Annotated in this window: 23 protein-coding genes and 1 pseudogene; 20 read left to right on the plus strand and 4 right to left on the minus strand. The window is 34.3% G+C overall.

The window, feature by feature from the left end:
• Positions 1 to 112: cold-shock protein (locus AC0C45_RS29380; protein WP_335525278.1), on the minus strand; the 112-nt coding region annotated here is incomplete at its 3' end.
• A 353-nt stretch (positions 113 to 465) separates the two neighbouring features.
• Between AC0C45_RS29380 and AC0C45_RS29385 the strand changes: the two genes are divergently transcribed.
• Together AC0C45_RS29385 and AC0C45_RS29390 are read left to right on the plus strand one after the other, a co-directional pair.
• Complete coding sequence (locus AC0C45_RS29385; protein ID WP_237892299.1) at positions 466 to 864, plus strand: MerR family transcriptional regulator; 399 nt, start codon at positions 466 to 468, stop codon at positions 862 to 864.
• Positions 854 to 1,765 carry a DMT family transporter gene (locus AC0C45_RS29390; protein ID WP_034651778.1) on the plus strand — a complete coding sequence of 304 codons (912 nt, stop codon included), beginning with the start codon at positions 854 to 856 and terminating at the stop codon, positions 1,763 to 1,765. The genes AC0C45_RS29385 and AC0C45_RS29390 overlap by 11 nt, the downstream gene beginning before the upstream one ends.
• A gap of 79 nt (positions 1,766 to 1,844) precedes the next feature.
• On the opposite strand, the gene AC0C45_RS29395 is transcribed toward AC0C45_RS29390, so the two are convergent.
• Positions 1,845 to 2,315 carry a DinB family protein gene (locus AC0C45_RS29395; RefSeq protein ID WP_034655141.1) on the minus strand — a complete coding sequence of 157 codons (471 nt, stop codon included), beginning with the start codon at positions 2,313 to 2,315 and terminating at the stop codon, positions 1,845 to 1,847.
• A 298-nt stretch (positions 2,316 to 2,613) separates the two neighbouring features.
• Here AC0C45_RS29395 and AC0C45_RS29400 point away from each other — a divergent pair, with 298 nt between their 5' ends.
• From AC0C45_RS29400 to AC0C45_RS29485, 18 genes and pseudogenes are all read left to right on the plus strand, one after another.
• Complete coding sequence (locus AC0C45_RS29400) at positions 2,614 to 3,540, plus strand: bifunctional helix-turn-helix transcriptional regulator/GNAT family N-acetyltransferase (protein ID WP_034651780.1); 927 nt, start codon at positions 2,614 to 2,616, stop codon at positions 3,538 to 3,540.
• A gap of 23 nt (positions 3,541 to 3,563) precedes the next feature.
• Positions 3,564 to 4,835 (plus strand): MFS transporter, encoded by a 1,272-nt coding sequence (locus AC0C45_RS29405; protein WP_171777193.1) that lies wholly within the window; start codon positions 3,564 to 3,566, stop codon positions 4,833 to 4,835.
• A gap of 234 nt (positions 4,836 to 5,069) precedes the next feature.
• Complete coding sequence (locus tag AC0C45_RS29410; RefSeq protein WP_034651784.1) at positions 5,070 to 6,188, plus strand: GerAB/ArcD/ProY family transporter; 1,119 nt, start codon at positions 5,070 to 5,072, stop codon at positions 6,186 to 6,188.
• Between the two features lie 107 nt (positions 6,189 to 6,295).
• Positions 6,296 to 6,933 (plus strand): annotated as a pseudogene (locus AC0C45_RS29415) (hypothetical protein).
• Between the two features lie 298 nt (positions 6,934 to 7,231).
• On the plus strand, positions 7,232 to 7,753 hold the full coding sequence (locus AC0C45_RS29420) for a DinB family protein (protein WP_472929281.1): 522 nt from the start codon (positions 7,232 to 7,234) through the stop codon (positions 7,751 to 7,753).
• A gap of 351 nt (positions 7,754 to 8,104) precedes the next feature.
• Entirely contained in the window at positions 8,105 to 9,058 is a 954-nt protein-coding gene (locus tag AC0C45_RS29425; RefSeq protein WP_237894110.1) for a DUF3991 and TOPRIM domain-containing protein, read from the plus strand.
• Entirely contained in the window at positions 9,051 to 9,689 is a 639-nt protein-coding gene (locus AC0C45_RS29430; RefSeq protein WP_472929282.1) for a restriction endonuclease, read from the plus strand. The genes AC0C45_RS29425 and AC0C45_RS29430 overlap by 8 nt, the downstream gene beginning before the upstream one ends.
• 48 nt (positions 9,690 to 9,737) lie before the next feature.
• Positions 9,738 to 10,298, plus strand: coding sequence for a hypothetical protein (locus AC0C45_RS29435; RefSeq protein WP_257064964.1), 561 nt, complete (start codon positions 9,738 to 9,740; stop codon positions 10,296 to 10,298).
• A gap of 210 nt (positions 10,299 to 10,508) precedes the next feature.
• Positions 10,509 to 11,069, plus strand: coding sequence for a L,D-transpeptidase (locus tag AC0C45_RS29440; RefSeq protein WP_237894107.1), 561 nt, complete (start codon positions 10,509 to 10,511; stop codon positions 11,067 to 11,069).
• A 111-nt stretch (positions 11,070 to 11,180) separates the two neighbouring features.
• Complete coding sequence (locus AC0C45_RS29445; RefSeq protein ID WP_237894106.1) at positions 11,181 to 11,399, plus strand: hypothetical protein; 219 nt, start codon at positions 11,181 to 11,183, stop codon at positions 11,397 to 11,399.
• A gap of 55 nt (positions 11,400 to 11,454) precedes the next feature.
• Positions 11,455 to 11,775 carry a hypothetical protein gene (locus AC0C45_RS29450; protein ID WP_237894105.1) on the plus strand — a complete coding sequence of 107 codons (321 nt, stop codon included), beginning with the start codon at positions 11,455 to 11,457 and terminating at the stop codon, positions 11,773 to 11,775.
• 116 nt (positions 11,776 to 11,891) lie between these two features.
• Positions 11,892 to 12,173 carry an AbrB/MazE/SpoVT family DNA-binding domain-containing protein gene (locus tag AC0C45_RS29455; protein ID WP_237894104.1) on the plus strand — a complete coding sequence of 94 codons (282 nt, stop codon included), beginning with the start codon at positions 11,892 to 11,894 and terminating at the stop codon, positions 12,171 to 12,173.
• Positions 12,174 to 12,408: 235 nt separating this feature from the next.
• Positions 12,409 to 12,882, plus strand: coding sequence for a hypothetical protein (locus tag AC0C45_RS29460; RefSeq protein ID WP_237894103.1), 474 nt, complete (start codon positions 12,409 to 12,411; stop codon positions 12,880 to 12,882).
• Between the two features lie 143 nt (positions 12,883 to 13,025).
• Positions 13,026 to 13,442, plus strand: coding sequence for a hypothetical protein (locus AC0C45_RS29465; protein ID WP_237894102.1), 417 nt, complete (start codon positions 13,026 to 13,028; stop codon positions 13,440 to 13,442).
• Between the two features lie 37 nt (positions 13,443 to 13,479).
• A complete protein-coding gene (locus AC0C45_RS29470; RefSeq protein WP_237894101.1) occupies positions 13,480 to 13,998 on the plus strand; it encodes a GrpB family protein in 519 nt (172 codons plus the stop codon).
• A gap of 191 nt (positions 13,999 to 14,189) precedes the next feature.
• Entirely contained in the window at positions 14,190 to 15,233 is a 1,044-nt protein-coding gene (locus AC0C45_RS29475) for an ArsR/SmtB family transcription factor (protein ID WP_472929283.1), read from the plus strand.
• 4 nt (positions 15,234 to 15,237) lie between these two features.
• Positions 15,238 to 16,470, plus strand: a complete 1,233-nt coding sequence (locus AC0C45_RS29480; protein WP_237894099.1) for an MFS transporter — start codon at positions 15,238 to 15,240, stop codon at positions 16,468 to 16,470.
• A gap of 83 nt (positions 16,471 to 16,553) precedes the next feature.
• Positions 16,554 to 17,147: a GNAT family N-acetyltransferase gene (locus AC0C45_RS29485; RefSeq protein ID WP_306437947.1), complete on the plus strand. Its 594-nt coding sequence runs from the start codon at positions 16,554 to 16,556 to the stop codon at positions 17,145 to 17,147.
• Positions 17,148 to 17,238: 91 nt separating this feature from the next.
• On the opposite strand, the gene spoIIP is transcribed toward AC0C45_RS29485, so the two are convergent.
• Entirely contained in the window at positions 17,239 to 17,793 is a 555-nt protein-coding gene (gene spoIIP, locus AC0C45_RS29490; protein WP_472929284.1) for a stage II sporulation protein P, read from the minus strand.
• 26 nt (positions 17,794 to 17,819) lie between these two features.
• Positions 17,820 to 18,094 (minus strand): IS3 family transposase (locus AC0C45_RS29495; protein WP_472929285.1); only part of this gene is annotated, 275 nt, incomplete at its 5' end.

The raw sequence follows: 18,094 nt of genomic DNA on the forward strand, positions 1-18,094 counted from the left end.
AACCTTCCCCTTGAATAGCTGAGAAATGAACAAACACATCTTCTCCACCTTCGCGCTCGATAAATCCGAAACCTTTGTCAGCATTAAACCATTTTACTTTACCGTGTTCCATTTTTGTTGCCTCCTACAATATAGAAAATAAACCAGATTATAATTAAACCTAGTTTATTTATTATATTATCCGAATAAAGGCACTTTAAACTTAAATTAATTTGCTCTTTCTAATGTTCACTCATTAATCTTGAGATTTTATATATTGAGTATGAAATTGAAGATATTATCACCTTTGAGGCTATACCTAATTACTAAAAAAGGATCTAAAAAAAGCCTTTTTTGGTGCCTAGAAGTAACATTATGGTAATTAAACTAAGAGGATCAGAAAAAATCTGGGCTTTTTTTTACAAATTAATCGTTGACTTAGAGCTAACTCTAAGTTGTAACATGTAAAGAAAGGAGGAAATGGAAATGTATAGTATATCTGAAGTTGCTATGAAAACTGGGTTCACAGCTCATACATTACGTTATTATGAAAAGATTGGGTTATTAACTTCACCATTAAGAAAAGGTGGAAAAAGAAGATATACAGAAGGTGAAATTCGCCTTCTTAAATTTATGAAAATGTTAAAACAAACAGGGATGTCTTTGGAAGATATCCAGGAATTTTTAAAGGATGGATGTCTCCTAGAAAACATCGACTCTGCTGCCATTCAATTAAAAAAGGTTCAAACGAGGGCGGATATTTTAAACAAACACTTACTTCTTCTAGAAAGGCAAAAACAAGAGATTGAAACAGTTATGAATCTGACAAAAGAGAAATTAGAGACGTATGAAACAATGATTGGAGATTTGAAAGATGAAAAGTAGAATATACCTTATGTTAATAGGTTTTGCTATCTTCACAGGTGCTACGTTCAATTTGGCTAAATATGCTGTTCACTATTTCTCGCCTGCAAGTGCTGCCGCATGGCGGTTTGGGATTGCTGCACTTGTTATGGTTCTGATATTAGGATTGCAAAAACAAATAAAGTCAAAAACCCTTAAGATCCATTGGAAAATGTATATCTTACTTGGCATCATAGGAATTTTTGGGTTCAATGCCTTTTTCTTTTTAGGAATGCAATACACTTCACCTTTAAACGGAGCTCTCATCATGGGAACTAACCCTCTAGTAACTGCACTTTTTGCTTATTTTATTTTAAAGAATCCCATTACAAAACAGCAAATGCTGGGTATATCCTTTGCCTTAGTAGGCGTTATTCTTGTCCTTACGCAAGGTTCATTAGAAATTATTCAAACACTGTCTATTTCTAAAGGTGATTTACTAATATTAGCAGGGAACTTATGTTGGGCCTTATATGGTGTATTAGGGAGAAAATATTTGAATGGTAGTTCTTCAATGGAGACAACTACTTATACAATGATTGTGGGTTCTCTTTGCCTTGTCATCTTAACAGCTTTTTCACCAAGCCCTCAGCCCTTGTCTCACGTTACATGGTCAGCTTGGGGAGCTATTCTCTTTATGGCTCTATTTACAAGTGTATTAGGCTATCTGTGGTGGAATAAGGGAATGGCTACGATTGGCGCAAGTAATACATCTTTATTTTTTAATTTAGTTCCAGTCGTTACTATGATCCTTTCTATTTTAACTGGTACACTTATTACCTTACCTCAAGTAATAGGTACGTGGTTAGTTATTTTGGGCGTTTTAACAGCTTCTGGCTTCTTAAACTTGAGAAGAAAACAAAAAGTTTCGGCTTCAATATAACGATGAACTGCTAAAGCCTATATAAAAAATATATAGGCTTTATTACTTCAGATAACTTTGTTATATCATTTTTAAAAATTCAATTTTTTACACCCACATGTTCAATTATTCGCTTCATTGCCTGAATTTGGCCCATATGAGTTGCTTCGTGCATCAGTGTAACACCCGCCAGCTCTCCAAAGGTTTTACATCCCAGAAATGGCTTTTCCAAGTTATTGTTTAGCTGTTCAGCAGGAATTTGCTGAATACGAGCCAATTGGTCTTTTAGTTGGATCTTGAGCTCCTCCACAGTAGGTACATCCCCTGTCCAATCGGCTGGTTTCGTACCATTTCCGAACAATTCCATATAGTTTGCTGGAAGATGGGTTGTTGCATGAGGAAAACCAAACATAGTTTGTTCAGTAACTGTCAAAACGTGACCTGTATGCCAATGGATTGTGTTGTTAAAACCATCTGGCTGCACATCAGTTTGATCCTCCGAAACAGCTCCTATGATTTTGAGGAAGTACTCTCTTCCAATTTCAAATTGCTTGAATACAAGTTTGTTCATCTCTTTCTCCCCTTTCACTAATACAATCATCCATATTATACCACCTATGGGGGAGAGAAGAATAGAATTTAGTTACCTCTAGTGCTTCAAAATATTCGCGCCCAGTTAACATAACTTACCTATTCTTGTCACTTATACTTTATTAATAGATTACCCTTTTCTAATTAAGTCGGGTAAGTTTGTATATCGTATTCCTTTGTTAAAAGAATAGAATCTAAGGAAAATAGTTGACTTAGGCAAGTGTTAAGGTTAGAATTGGTAAATAATTACGTTTATATTATTTAAAAGAGGTGTAAAAATGATCAATGTACAGAGTAATTGTGGCCTTGAATTTAGGAAGTTCAACCGGTTTTACACAGATATTTTAGGCTTTTTAAATGAACATATCTATGATAGTCCGTTTTCTTTAACAGAAACTCGTATTCTATTTGAAATTTATAACACTAATAATTGTACAGCTAAAAACATTCAAGAAAGATTAGACTTAGATGGCGGTTATGTAAGTAGAATTATCAAAAAATTCGAAAAAGAAAAATTGATTTATAAGCAAAAGTGTAAAGACGATGGACGTAATCATCTTTTATATGTAACCAGTTATGGGGAATTGATTTATAAAGAATTGGAGAAAAAAGCTAATCAGCAAGTAGAATATATTCTTGGAAGCTTGGACCATGATCAACAACAAAAGCTTGTAGCCTCAATGAATACCATACAAGAAATTCTTTCTACGTCATTTAAAGAAAAAGGGGAAGAAGCTGTTTCTGTTAGAAGCTATTATACCTCTGATGATATTAACAACATGATTGAACAACAATGGCTATTTTATAATCAAGTACATAAATGGGATAACAGCTTTTTATCATATCTTCAGGAGACCTTTAATGCTGATATAGAAAGAATCTGGATAGCAGAAATAAATCGCGAGTTTGCAGGCTGTATTGGCTTAGTGAATGATGGCAATAAGGTAGGACAGTTAAGATGGTTCTTAGTAAATCCGTCATTTCACAAAAAAGGAATAGGGAGTCAACTTATTAACTCTCTAGTTCAATACTGTAAAGAACTTGATTATGAACGCCTTTTTCTTTGGACCGTTAGTGATATGGTGACAGCTAGACTACTATATGAAAAATTTGGGTTTGAAATAAAGGAAGTGCAAGAGAAAAAATCCTTGTGGGGAGCTACTTTAATAGAAGAACGCTGGGATTTAGAGCTGAGGGAAAAATAATCACTTTTAGTTGAGGAGAATATATGAAAAGAACATTTCATTACGCTTGGATTATTGTTTTTGTTACATTTTTGACCTTTTTAGCTGTTCAAGGTGTTCGTCTTTCATTTGGAGCTTTTGTTGAGCCTTGGGAAACAGATTTCTCAATGGATAGAGGAACCATTTCTCTTATTTCAACATTGAGTTTTATTACTTATGGGCTGTCTCAACCACTTGTTGGAAGGCTCGTAGATAAATTAGGTGCTCGGCTCATTTTATCCTTTAGCACTTTTCTAGTAGGTATAAGTATTTTTCTCACATCTTTTGTAACTTCTCCCTGGCAATTATTCTTTCTTTACGGAATTATGGTTTCTCTCGGCGTGGGAGGAGCCTCCAATGTGGCCGCAACAGTGGTTGTGACCAATTGGTTTAACGAAAAACGTGGACTTGCGTTTGGAATTATGGAAGCTGGTTTTGGTGCTGGACAAATGCTTCTTGTCCCAGGATCTCTCATGTTAATTCATTGGCTCAATTGGAAAATGACAGTTGTTATATTAGGCGCCTTTTTATTGCTTATTGTCTTTCCTATCATCCTTTTATTTTTACGGAATCATCCTAATGAGAAAGGTCTAGTTCCTATTGGGGGCGAAATCGTAGAAGAAGGTACAGTCGAAAAAAAATCTTTAAACACAAACTTTTCAATATGGAATGTCTTTCTAAAAAGAGAGTTTTGGTTTTTAATCTTACCTTTTGCTATCTGTGGTTTCACTACTACAGGATTAATGGATACGCATCTTATTCCTTTTTCACATGATCACGGATTTTCAACAAGTGTTACTAGTGCTGCCGTAAGTATACTTGCTGGGTTTAATATTATAGGTATCTTACTATCTGGTATTGTGGCTGATCACTGGAGTAGTCGCAAAATGTTATTCTTTTTATATGGAATGAGGGCAATATCTATTTGTATTCTCTTGTACAGTCATAATTCTGCACTATTGCTTATTTTTGCAGTATTATTTGGATTAGTTGACTTTGCAACTGTAGCTCCAACTCAATTAATAGCTACTCAATATTTTAAAGAATACTCCATTGGTTTTATTTTAGGGTGGTTATTCCTTAGCCATCAAATAGGATCAGCATTGGGCGCCTATTTACCAGGTTTATTTTATAACGAAACAGGTAGTTATAATATTTCTTTTTATCTTTCAATTATGATCTTAGCAGGAGCAGCTATTTTAAACTTGTTACTGCCTGAACCTCATAAGGTTTTGCAAAAGGAAAAAATAGATACTCACGAACAACTACATGGTTAATAGAAAGGTAAGCCTTAGTTAATGGCTTACCTTTTTTATTTGTTATAACTACCTATAAGAATGTTTATGTAAACTAACGTTGCATATAGTATGCATTTCTCAACCCTTAAAAGTATTAAAAATAGAAAGTAGGATAGGATGAATAAATAGACTAAATGTATTTTAGCAGCACTCACTTAATAAACATACACATACTCATCCACGTAATTGATAAAGAGGAGGATACCTTAAACAATGGAGAAAGCCAAAGTTAGTGTTATTCAATTATTTGCCATGATGTTTATTTTCAACCTAGGAACTGCATTAATCGTAGCTTATGGAATAAACGCACAAAAAGATGCTTGGCTTGCTATCCTTTTGGGGATGTGCATGGGGATGGTTTTATTTTTCATCTATTACTCTTTATTCCGTCAATATTCAACTCTCCCTCTTACTGGATATGCAAGGAAAATATTTGGTAAATATTTAGGATGGATCATTGGTTTGTTATACGTCCTAATTTTTTTGTATATGTCTGCTAGAAATGCACGTGACTTTGGCGATTTACTAGTCTCATCAACATTGACAGAGACCCCATTATTAGCTGTCAATTTCTCACTGGTTCTTGTAATATGTTATGTTCTTTATTTAGGTATTGAAGTGTTAGGAAGAACAGCAGAAGTATTTATTGTTGTCTTGCTGTTCTTGGGGATGGCAGGAAACTTCTTTATTTTTATTTCAGGGAATGCTGATTTTCATAAGTTGCAGCCCTTTCTTGAAAATGGATGGAAACTACCTTTAAAGGTGGCTTTTCGAGACGTTTTCTTTTTTCCTTTTGGTGAAATGATTGCCTTTACGATGTTGCTTCCTCATTTAAACAGACCTAAATTAGTGAAAAGAGTATGGCTATCTGCCATCGTTTCAAGTGGTCTGATCTTAAGTTGGACAGCAAGCTTAAATATTGCTGTTCTTAGTGTTGATGTAACAAAGAGATCCGTTTTTCCAACGTTAGTAACCATTGGAAAGGTGAACCTTTTAGATTTTATAGAAAGACTTGATGCAGTTGTTGTGTTTACGATGTTGCTTACGGTGTTTTTTAAAGTCTCTATCTTTTTGTATGGGGCCGTCATCGGAATAGTGGATTTATTCAAGTTAAACAATCGTCAACAAATTCTTTTACCAATCGGGGGAATTGTCATCTTTTTATCCATGACCATGGCCTCCAGTTTTTCAGAACATTTAGAGGAAGGTCATGATATTTTGCACTATTATTTCATGGGTTTTCATCTGCTTATACCCTTGTTAATGTTTTTAGTTTCCATGATTCGTAATGGTTTGAGGAAAAAAGATAGATCGAAACCAAATGTAATATAATAACGACTATGCTATATTCCAAGACCATCGAATTTAAACAAATTCTAAGGGCTTTTTTGATTACTGGAAAGAGGTATTATGTTAACTAAATATGTATAGAATAACTTATTTCTGAATTAGCTAATGAAGTATTGGACTTAAAGACAAGACACCCTATACGAGTAGGAATTAGTGGAATTACATCCTCAGGAAAGACAATGCTTGCTAATGAACTCACTGAGGAACTTCAAAATAGGGGAAAGAATGTGATTAGAACAAGTGTAGATTATTTTCATAACTCGAGATCTATTCGTTACCGTCAGGGAAAAGAGTCAGCTCTTGGCTATTACCAAGATGCCCATGATTATGAATCATTTAAGCATAAGCTTTTAATTCCCTTAGGACCTAAGGGTAACGGTCATTATCAAGCAGCTTCTTTAGATTTAGCGACAGATCAATATGTTAAACCCACTATTCAACTAGCAACTAAGGACATGATTTTAATTGTAGATGGAACTTTTCTCTTTAAAAAGCAATTATGCAACCTATATGATTTTAAAATATTCGTTAGTACTGACTTTGAATTAGCTAGGGAAAGAGGGGCCAAACGAGAAGAGCAAACTTTTGGAAGCTATGAAAAGCCGAGAAAATGTTTATTAAAAGGTATCATGCAGCGTCAAAAATCTATTTAAATGAACATCAACCACAATTAAGCGCAGATGTAGTGATTAATAATAATGATTTAAATGATCCATATTTTATTTAAATCCTTACTTTATTTAATTAAGAGCATGTTTTCGTTTATATTTTTCGAAACGTGCTCTTTCTGATTATTTGTAAGTGGTACTAATATTTTGAGTAGAGATTATTTAAAAGTTACAAGGAGGGTATGATAGATGGAATTATTTGGCGAAAGAATCCTAGAAAAAGAGAAACCTATTTTAAAAGAAAAAAAGACAAGTACATCCATTCTCTAAATTTCTATTAGTGTTGGTTTTTCTTATTTGCTGTAAAATGAACATATATAATATAAGTGGGAATATTCAAATAAAGGAGTAGAGAGTATGGAAAAACAAGAGTACGAATGGGTAAAGCAAACACGTCAAATCTTATTAGCACAATGTAAGGAGTTAAATGATGATGACTTTACAAAAGAACTAGGATTTGGTTCTCAGAGTGTAAGAGATTCTTTGATTCATATTGCAGGTTGCTACCATGCTTGGCTTGGCGCTTTTGTTCTTTTACAAGCAAAATCGCCTCTTTTAACAAAAAAAGTAACCAATACTATGCAGATAAGTGATATTCAACTTTACTTTGACCAAGCAGATGCATATGTAGATGCTTTATTCGAACAATTTAGTGATAACTTCGATGACATTATTGAGAGAGAACTTGTTTGGAGACCAGAGGTTGGTAGTATAAGAAAGACACCTCGACAATTACTCATGCATACAATTACACATGAGTTCCACCATAAGGGGCAAATTGTAGCCATGTTACGTTTATTGGGTCATATACCTAAACATACAGATATAATTGCTCTACCTGATAAGGAATATGGATCAGTTGCTTCAGGTAGAGAATAAAGGAGCTAGTTAAAGGTTTCTTCTTCAAAATTAACAAGCTTTATCCACTATCTACATGTAACTTAATAAAATTAAATGCAAAAAAGTAGAGGTTACAGTATCCTCTGCTTTTTCTTATGCAATATGGGCTAATACTAGTGGTGAAAAGCTGCAAAATGTATTCACCAAATTTTCCGCATGGAATACTGGAGCAAACTCTTCAAAAAAAACGGAAAGAAACGAAAGAAATAGAACGCTAAAAATGGCAAAAGATTGGAAAAGTAAGGGGGCTGAAAAGCTCTCTTTTTTCATATGGTGAAGTGAGGGAGGGATTAGGTGGGAGAACGAAAACACGTCAATGAGGGGGAGGTTATGAAAGCGCGAGATGTTGATTTGTTGTCGTATCTGGAAGCAAAAGGCGAGACCTTTGTGAAAGAGGGCAAGTATTACCGTCATACAGAACATGATAGCTTGCTCATCAAAGGCAATATGTACGCTTGGAATAGCCGGAATAAGACAGGATACGGGGCGATCAGTTTCGCTCAGATGTATTATGGGATGTCTTTTCCACAAGCTGTATTAGATATCAACAAAGGCGATTATAAAGAGCTTTCTCAGTCACATGAGCAACCGTCAGTATCACCATCAAAAGAGCCTTTTCGCTACCCAAAAGAGTTAGAGGTAAAGGATCAAAGCAAAGTAAAAGATTATCTCATAAAAGAGCGTAAAATAGATCCTCGACTAGTTGACTGGCTCCTTCAAAAAGATTTAATCGCCCAGGACAAACGGAACAATGTCGTGTTTAAGTGGCGTGAACATGGAGGCAAAGGAAATGTGATTGGGGCGGATCGTCAAGGAACAGCTTCACTAAAAAATAAACGAGGTTCTTTTAAGCAAGTCTTACCGAACGATAACCCACATACAGGCTTTTCAATTGACGTTGGTCGCCCAAACAAGATTCATTTCTTTGAAAGCCCAATTGACCTTCTTTCTTATTGGAGTATACAGGAGACTCAATTGCAGAATACACGCCTTATTAGTATGAATGGATTAAAGCCTAAAACTGTTGCTCAATCTTATATCGAAGCTCGAAGAGAAGGCTTAAGCATTCAAGAAATGGTGTTAGCTGTCGATAATGACCAAGCAGGAAAAGAATTTATTGACAAAATGAACCAAATCGTTAATGCTGATTTAGTAAAAGCAGATATTCCAAAAGGAGCGAAAGATTGGAACGAGCAATTAAAGAAGAATGGAAAAACCATTCAACCTGTGGCATCACGTCTCCGGAATAAACAAACAGAACAGGAGCTTTCAATGAATGGATAAGGTGTTTCAAAGTATGTTTTATCTTTTTCTTATCATGATTTTATTTAAACTTTCTACATTTGCTTACCGTGTGATTCGTGAACGGAGGTATATGAAAGAGTTAGCCCAATCGGGCATGCCCTATATTGATAAAATGGATGGGTATCAATTTGAGGTATATGTGCGAGCGCTTTTTCAACAACTAGGATACAAGCCGCAGATAACGCCAAAATCAGGTGATTTTGGAGCTGACCTAGTAATGAAAGGCAAAGAAAGAGTTGTGATTCAAGCCAAACGGTATAGTGCTAAGAATAGGGTCAGTCTTTCAGCTGTACAAGAAGTGTATGCAGCAAAAGCCTATTATAAAGCGAATCAAGCATGGGTCGTAACTAATAGTTATTTCACGAAACAGGCCAAAGAGCTTGCAGCTGCATGTGATGTGACCTTAGTAGATCGTGCAGATCTTCAAAAGTTTATTAATGAGGTAAATCCAGTTTTTAAGGCACGAGAAATCTTTGAAAACATTACACCCGAACCTCGTAAATGTCCGAAATGTGGTCAAGACCTAGTGGTACGAGATGGAAACGGCACGCGTTTTTTTGGCTGTTCCTCTTTTCCAGATTGTCGCCATACAGAAAAAATCAGTAAGTAAATGTAGAAATCTAAACCAGTAAAACGCAGCAGAAGAGGTCTCTTGTATATGGATTTTATAAGAAAAACACTATGTAGCAAGTTAGGTATGCTGCTTTTAGTAGCCATAATATTGATTGTAGTATTAGTTCTAGGATTGACAAATTGGACTGATAAGGACAGGATCTCCAATGATTTTGCTGAACAATTATTTAAATATCCCCTTCCACCTAAAACAAAAGTTATTGAAAATGAGCAAGCTAATGGAAAACATCTTGTTCGTGGTAGTGGTGGTTATTGGGGAGTTATTGCGTCAGTAAGGCTATCTACCAGACTAAGCAAAGAAGAGATATTGATGTATTATCAAAAAGCAGGATTATTTAAATACCCTAAAAGTGATAAAAAAGGTGTAGAACCTGAAATTTACTTTCAAGGTGACTTCCAGAAAGTCGAAAGTCCGGAGGGTGATTATTACAGAGATAAAGAAGGAGCAATGAGATTTTTAAGTAACTATTATTATGAATCAGGAAAAAAAGTAAATGATCGTATACTCAAGGAAAATCATAGTCATGAAGTGGAATATGTAGTTCAAATAACAAGTGACTTTGATTACTTTCTAAATATTGATTAACAAACGTTTTTAAAGTGCTCAAATTTGCATCGAATGGGCAGTTATACGTAAAACAAAAGTTAATTTCCTCAGAGAGCGTTTCTCTGCATATCAAAGTCGTAGATTAACTAGGTTTTTATTTATAAATAATTGTGACGAAAAAGCATCTTTCTTAATTGGAAGGTGCTTTTTTCGTTTCCTATAAAAATATAAAAAAAGAGGAGAGTTTTTATGAAGAACATTTTTATGAAATCAATGACCGTTCTTACCTTATTAATGGTCGCATTATGTGGAGTAAATCAGGGGAAAACAGAAGCTGCAAGCAAATCTGCAAATCAAGATTTGATTATTATTAACAAGTACTACAATAAGCTTGCGTATTTTCATAATGGCTATATTGAAATCGTTAATCCAGTAGCAACGGGAAAAACATGGGACAAAACACCCGTTGGCTTTTTTAAAGTCGTGAACAAGATTAAAAACCGTCCTTATTATACAGGACATATTCCTGGGGGCGATCCTCGCAATCCGTTAGGAAAACGTTGGTTAGGATTAAATGCAAACGGTACGTATGGCGATACATACGGTATTCATGGCAACAACAATGAAAACAGCATTGGAAAATATGTTAGTCAAGGCTGCGTCAGAATGCACAATACAGATGTTGAAAAGCTTTATGATAAAGTTCAAGTAGGCACACCGGTTGCTATCACTTATTCCTATAAGAGCTTTGTTGATCTCACTAATGTTTATGGATATACGTTTAAAGGATACAAGTTAAAAAATAACTAATAATTAGGCAGCATCTCGTTTTTATTACGGGATGCTGTTTTTCTTTGTCTTCTTTCCATATAGCCCTTATCATAGAAATAGATGAAAAATATGGTGAAGGAGGATATGATTATGCGAGCAAAAATTGAAAAGGCTAAACACGTGTTAATGTTTAAAGCTACAGGGGAGTTTTATGCACATGAGGTAAATAAAGATAAATTGAAAATGGGCTTTTTTATCTGTCCTTCTTGTGAAGTCAGAGTCCATTATAAACACGATCATTTCTTTTCCCGTGAACATACACGAAATTGCACCTATGTGAAGGAACAATTTAAGAAAAAAGCCTACTAGGTAAATGAAGATTTAAGAATTTTATATATGACTATAGAGAAAGGAGGAAAACTATATGAAAAATCATGTTTATCAAAATGGACGCTTAATTCAAACGAATAAAAAGTTTTCAGCATTAAAGCAAAAGCAGAAAGAATGGATAACGAATGAATTAAGACAACGCTATATTAGTGCAATCAACTATCCTCATACCAAATTACACCCCAGGAAACGAGATCAAATTTTAGATGAAGTGTATGACCTTATTGAGGAAAAAGAAATCTGGATACCTTATGGTGAAGTGAAGAGACACTATTTTAGCAAAATCCCTTCGTTTATTCGTAAGAATAAGAAAATGATGCAAGAAGAAACAAAAGGTGTATCAGAAGATGTATAGAGTACCATTTATATAATGTAGGAAGAAGCACTTAAGGTTCCTTTGTTGGATTGATACATCCATTCATAGAAAATAAAATGAAGTAGAATATTGCAGCAAGAAGAGGAGAATATGAAATGAAATCAACAGGTATTGTACGAAAAGTAGATGAATTAGGAAGAGTTGTTATTCCAGTTGAGCTAAGAAAGGTTCTTTCTATTCAAGAAAAAGATCCTGTAGAAATCTTTGTTGACGGGAATCAAATCATTCTAAAGAAATATACGCATTACAATGAATGTGTCATTACAGGTGAAATCACCCCTCAAAATAAGGAGTATGCAAAAGGTTTAGTGTTAAGTCCAAGAGGGGCAGAAATTTTAAAGAATGAAATAGAGTTTAAGTTCAATATAAAAGCTTAATTTATGCATGATTTTATTCAGTACGAGTAATTTGTCAAAGGCTTGAAACCTCGATAAATCAACGATGTATAAAATACTGCATAAACGATAAATTTTAGTGTAGTGCTATTCCTTGTCGTCCAAGGGATAGCGTTTTTGTTTGGTTCCTAAAATCTGGATTATGGTAACTAGAATTGAACCCTTTATACATATAAAATATACGTATCTAAGCATTTTGAAAGGAGTTATTCACTTAATGAATCTTCCTAATGGAGTAACGGGTTTTTATAGTTCAATAGATAATAAACCAAATGACATAGATGAGAACCATTTTAAAAATATATGCTTCAATTTGGTTAGAAAAAATCATGGAAAAATATTAAAGACTGATGAAGCAAATTTAGCAACTAATTTTTTAAAGTTAAAAGTAGATATTTTTAACCGAGAGATCTATGTGTTACTCAATACACATTATCCTTTTTTAGCTTTTGCTTCTACTGTTGAATTTCAACATATTAATTTTATTGATGATCTTGTCTTATCAAAGGATTTTATGCCATTCTATAAAGTTTTAAGTAAAGAAGAACTTAATGAACCTTTAGATATAAGAAAAAGCAAAGGAGAAGTAAGCCTAGAAAATAAAAATAAGCTGAACAGCAGTGAGTTAGAGCAAATCTTTTATTGGAAACCAAAGACGGTTGGGGAAGTTATGTTCAACTTTTGGGATTGACCTTATGAAATAAGCTTCTCTTACTACAAGATTATTTCCGATAACACGTTTTATGTTAACTAAAGTTGCCTAGCAATATAGGAGTTTTCTTTTAGCTGAAGAAATAAGAATTTATGTAATTGCGGCTATAGGGAGGCAAATAAATGAACAGAACACAAGAACAGCTAATTGTTAAGGCTTTTTTTGAAAAACGAATACAGGAAAGAGTCCTACATGAATTGGCTTCTCCAAAGAAGCGTCTAGATGCTCTAAGCCGACTTTGTCATAACTATACTACTACTCTAAGAAAGAAATACTTAATTGAACTTCCAAAAGCTAACTTTAATAAAGAAGATTTAGAAACCTTATTGAGGAAATATGGACCTATTAAGCAGTGTTATGTGATTTCCTGGGATGAAGATATAGATGGCAAAGAGATGCCATTATCATCTGCTTTGGAGCATTTAGTAGGTCTTGGTATGCCTTCGATCATTTCCTGTATTCCAGGAAAGCTTGCATACTTTGAGTCCGAACAAGGGTATGGTGCACCGCCTAGATATGTCTTAAAAAGAAATGCTTAGGTAATTTATCTTTCTGGTACTAAGGGGGAGAATTGTAATGTTAGGACTCGAACGTGGTTTAGTAAAACTCGAACCTTATAATGACAAATGGAGTAAGTTATTTGACGAAGAGAGGGAATTGTTATTTTCTCAATTAAAGGAACTTATTATCGCAATTGAACATGTGGGAAGTACGTCTATTGTGGGCCTCTCTGCTAAACCAATTATTGATATTGCAATTGGTGTTAGCTCTTTGGATGTAATTATAGAATTAAAAGAAAAAGTAAAGGCACTTGGGTATGTTGAAGTACCAGTAGTTATTGATGGTAAACATGTTTTTGCAAGGTACAAAGAAAAGAAAATCACTCATTTTTTACATGTAATGATATATAATCAGAATCTATGGGTAGATCAAATTTCCTTTAGAGATTATTTACAATCAGATCTCGATGCAAAGATAGAGTATATAAACATAAAAGAGGAACTTGCAAACAAATACCCGAATGATGTTGTTTCATATACGAATAAGAAAAAGAAGTTTGTTGACGATATACTAAAAAGAGCAAAGAAATTGTAATAGTGATCAATACAAATAAAACCTTGGAAATCTGTGGATTTCTAAGGTTTTTTGTATTCCGAGAACGTAAATTCTGGTAACTAGACATGCAGTGAAATTTGATACATAAAGAAGTGATTTATATAAATATTCGAAAAATATTGAATTTAATATTCTGTAAATATAGAATATAAAGAAAGGAGAGATGGCTTATGAAAATAATGAATTTAAATTCTATGAGGGAAACGTATTCGACACAAATTAAATATTCGATTTTATTTGAAATGGGATTAGGTATCGCTGCTTATACATATTTTTACTTTCATCATACGTTAGAGAAGCCAGTGGGGTATTGGGAGGGTATTAAAAACGAGTTATCTTCTACAGTCCAGAAAGAGCTTGACTACACCCATAAATACAATACGTGGTTTGCTTTGCTGCAACTTCTCCATTCCAATCACTTTTATTCACTTCAGAACTTCATTGAATTCCTTTATCAACTACCTGAAAGTAAAATGCGAAGTTGTTGTTTACCTTACATTGGTTCTCAACATGAAGAAACTCGAAGAAAAGCTTCTCATAAGGAAGAAGAAGCAATTGCTTCTTTAATGAACAGCTGCAAACACCATAAGTTTTTTCCAGCCTATATTGAATACATTTCAACGGTTGACATTGATGTATTAAAAAAACACTTAGAAATTATTTCTGAAGGTTGGTATAAGACCGTTATAGAAACAAACTATACAGAATTTACAGCCATGTTAGAACGAGATGTTCAACAAAAACGTGCTCTTTATTCAACTTATACATCAGAAGAACTTGTTAAGCATGTGACAGGCATTGATTATCAACCGGAACCATCCATCCATCAAGTTTTACTGATTCCTCAATATGTTTATCGTCCTTGGAGCGTAGAAACCACTTTACCAGGAGTTAAAGTCTTTTATTATCCCATTTCTGATGAGAATGTTCATGAAATAGAAGATCCATATTCTCCACCATCTGCTTTACTTCATGGATATAAGGCTCTTGGAGACGAAACTAGATTAAAAATTATTAAATTACTGACCGAAAAAGATTATTCTCTTCAAGAATTAACGAAAAAGCTTACGATTCCTAAATCCACTGTTCATCATCATTTGGCTTTACTTCGGGCTGCTTGGATTGTGAAAGTACACAAGTCCCGGTATTATATTCAAATTGAGAATCTTAATTCTCTCCAAGAAAAACTACAACGTTTTTTGGAAAGGAAATAATGAGGTGAAGAAACCTTCACATGTCCTTGCTAACCGTTCCTTTTTATATTTATGGATAGGTGAAAGCATCTCTGAACTTGGAGGTGCGATAGGTGCCTTGTGTAACTCTTTATGGCTATATGAGCTAACTGGATCAAAATCAGCAATGGGAACACTATGGCTAACCTATTTCATTCCATCTTTACTCGTTCAACTTTTTATAGGACCTATGATTGATCGAGTAAGTCGAAAACACGTCATGTTAAGCTCCCAAGTTATACGTAGTATGGTGTTCTTTTCACCTGTAATTTTAATGTTTTCCGGTCACATGGAGATATGGAGCCTATTTGTGATTCAAGCGATTCTTGGAATCTTGCAACCTCTCTATGTTCCTGCTGCCTCAGCTTTGCTACCTACAATTGCGGCAGAAAATCAATTAACGCAAATGAATGCTTGGATGGATGGAACGGTACGAACAATGAGTTTTTTAGCACCAACAATAGGGGGCATTGTAGCAGCTTATTTAGGAACCTCCTCTACTTATATAGTCGTAGGGATGCTTTTTCTACTTAGTACCATTAGCTTGTTTTATTTAAAAGAACCTATGCTAAAACAGCAAGAACAAAAGATTCCTTGGTTAAAGCAGGTACTAGTTGGTTATCGTTATTTTTTTAAGCAAAAACAACTGATATGGCTAGGTTTTTTTACTTCTCTTGTTCAATTTAGTGTTGGGGTAACTATGGTTATTAATGTTCCTTATGTTTTAGAAGAACTGAAAGGAACTTCATTTACGTATGGTTTGTTTATGGGAGGATTTCCATTAGGGTATGTAGTGGGCTCTTTCTTAGTTGGTAAATGGGGAAGTAAAGGAGCACGAAGGTATATAATGCTCTCAGGACTATTGATGGGTGGATTATCTTTTCTTCTGTTGGGGTTTGTGGATTTTATACCTTTGGCTATTGTATGTGAATTTCTTGGAGGTATATGTTTCCCATTTTTTAATGTTCATCAAACTACTCTTTATCAGAAAACCATCCCTACAGAGTTAATGGGCCAAATTTTTTCTGTTCGGCTTTTTTTGATACGATTAACTATGCCACTAGGCGTTTTATTTGCTGGTCAGGTAGTTGACCTATCTGGAATCCGTCTCTTATATATAATGATTGGAAGTTTAATTATCATTCCTTCTTTATTTGCTCTTACTTTACCTTTCTTTTCATTTCTCAATGAGGAAAAGAAGGAATTCTCTAATATGTAAGTAAGTCTTCATAATCAACAAGGACATTAGCTAATTCTTAAAGAATTTTATATTAAAAGTTTTTTGTGTTTAGGAGGATTTTCTTGTATATAAGAGATTATAAGAGGACAGATGAAATTGGTTGGGTCCGATGTAGAGTGTTAGCTTTCTTAGATACTGCATATTTTGATAACGTTCTTACAAGGAAGGAACAATATGAAAATTTGGCAGTTGAACTAGTAGCTATAGAAAATAATCAGGTGGTAGGGCTTATCGATATTGAGTGTGAAATGCAGGCAGGAACAATTTGTTCTAAAAAAGGGAACAATCTTGGAGGTATGGTTTGGCATATAGCTGTTCATCCGGACTTTCGTCGTAAAGGAATTGCCTATCAATTACTTTGTGAAGCAGAGAATCGAGTTAGAAAACTAGGTGTTACTTTTCTCGAAGCATGGACTCGTGATGATGATTGGGTAAACAATTGGTATCTAAAAAACAGTTTTGAAGCTAAGACCTCTTATTTTCATGTATTCCTTGAAAGCTCTAAGGAAATACGGAAAGCGATTAATAGCTCAGTGCAAGATTTACACCCAGTTCAAGCATTTGCCCATTATACAGGCACCGAAAAGGAAAAACTTATGAATGAATATAAAAGAGTCCATGAATGCATTTGTTATCAAAAAGAATTACTTAAATAAAAGTATATATTGTCTTCAATATGCTAGTTGATATAGCAAGAAGAAAGCCTCCTGTTGATAGGAGAAGGCTTTCTTTTTGTTCATTTAAACGTTAATTAGCTTTTTTCTTTAGGACAACTTTAATAGCCTTTGCTAGCATTTTTGCTGTACGTGTTTCTTCCTTTAATGTATTTTCTACTCCTCCAATGTTCACCATAATTGATCCCTCATGTAGATCCTGATTATAGGAGGGGACGCTAGCTATTCCTTTATCTTTTTGAACAACCCCTCTAGATACGCCAGGATAAAGTTCATTTAATGCTTTATCTAACTCGATAGCCAATTTTGTGTTCTCATCTGTATAGGGCTGGTTTTTGTAGATAATAAATAAGACTGTTGCAACATTTTTGCCATCTACTTTGGTTGTAGTCAACTGCCTGTTCTTTATTTCACCATCTCGGTGAATGTCTAATAACAATTGTACATTTGGGTATGTTTTAACAGCTTCTTTTACAGAGTGTCGAGAAAGTTCATATATCTCCTTGTATTCCATTTTCTTCTTTATCAATTGCTTCACATAATCCGTCGTGTTGACTGCTGCAGGTACAGATTCCTTATTTAAATAGGTGCCTAATTTCTTACCTACTGTTCGAACTGGACTTGTCAATATTTATTGGACACTAAGTTAAGATACTATGATGAATAGGCTTTTTCGTATTCAATAGGGGAAAGATAATGCAGAGAAGAATGCATTCTTTTGGTATTGTAATAGAGCTCTATATATTTAAATACTTCTTTTCGAGCTTGTTCTGGTGTTGTAAATTTGGCACCATGAATGAGTTCTCTTTTTATGGTCTTATAAAAAGATTCCATTAATGCATTATCGTAGGGGTTTCCTTTTCTGCTGACACTTGAAACAGCACCATACTTTTTCAGTATGGCTTGAAAATTACTACCCGTATATTGGG

Source organism: Priestia sp. VA7, from assembly GCF_055710015.1.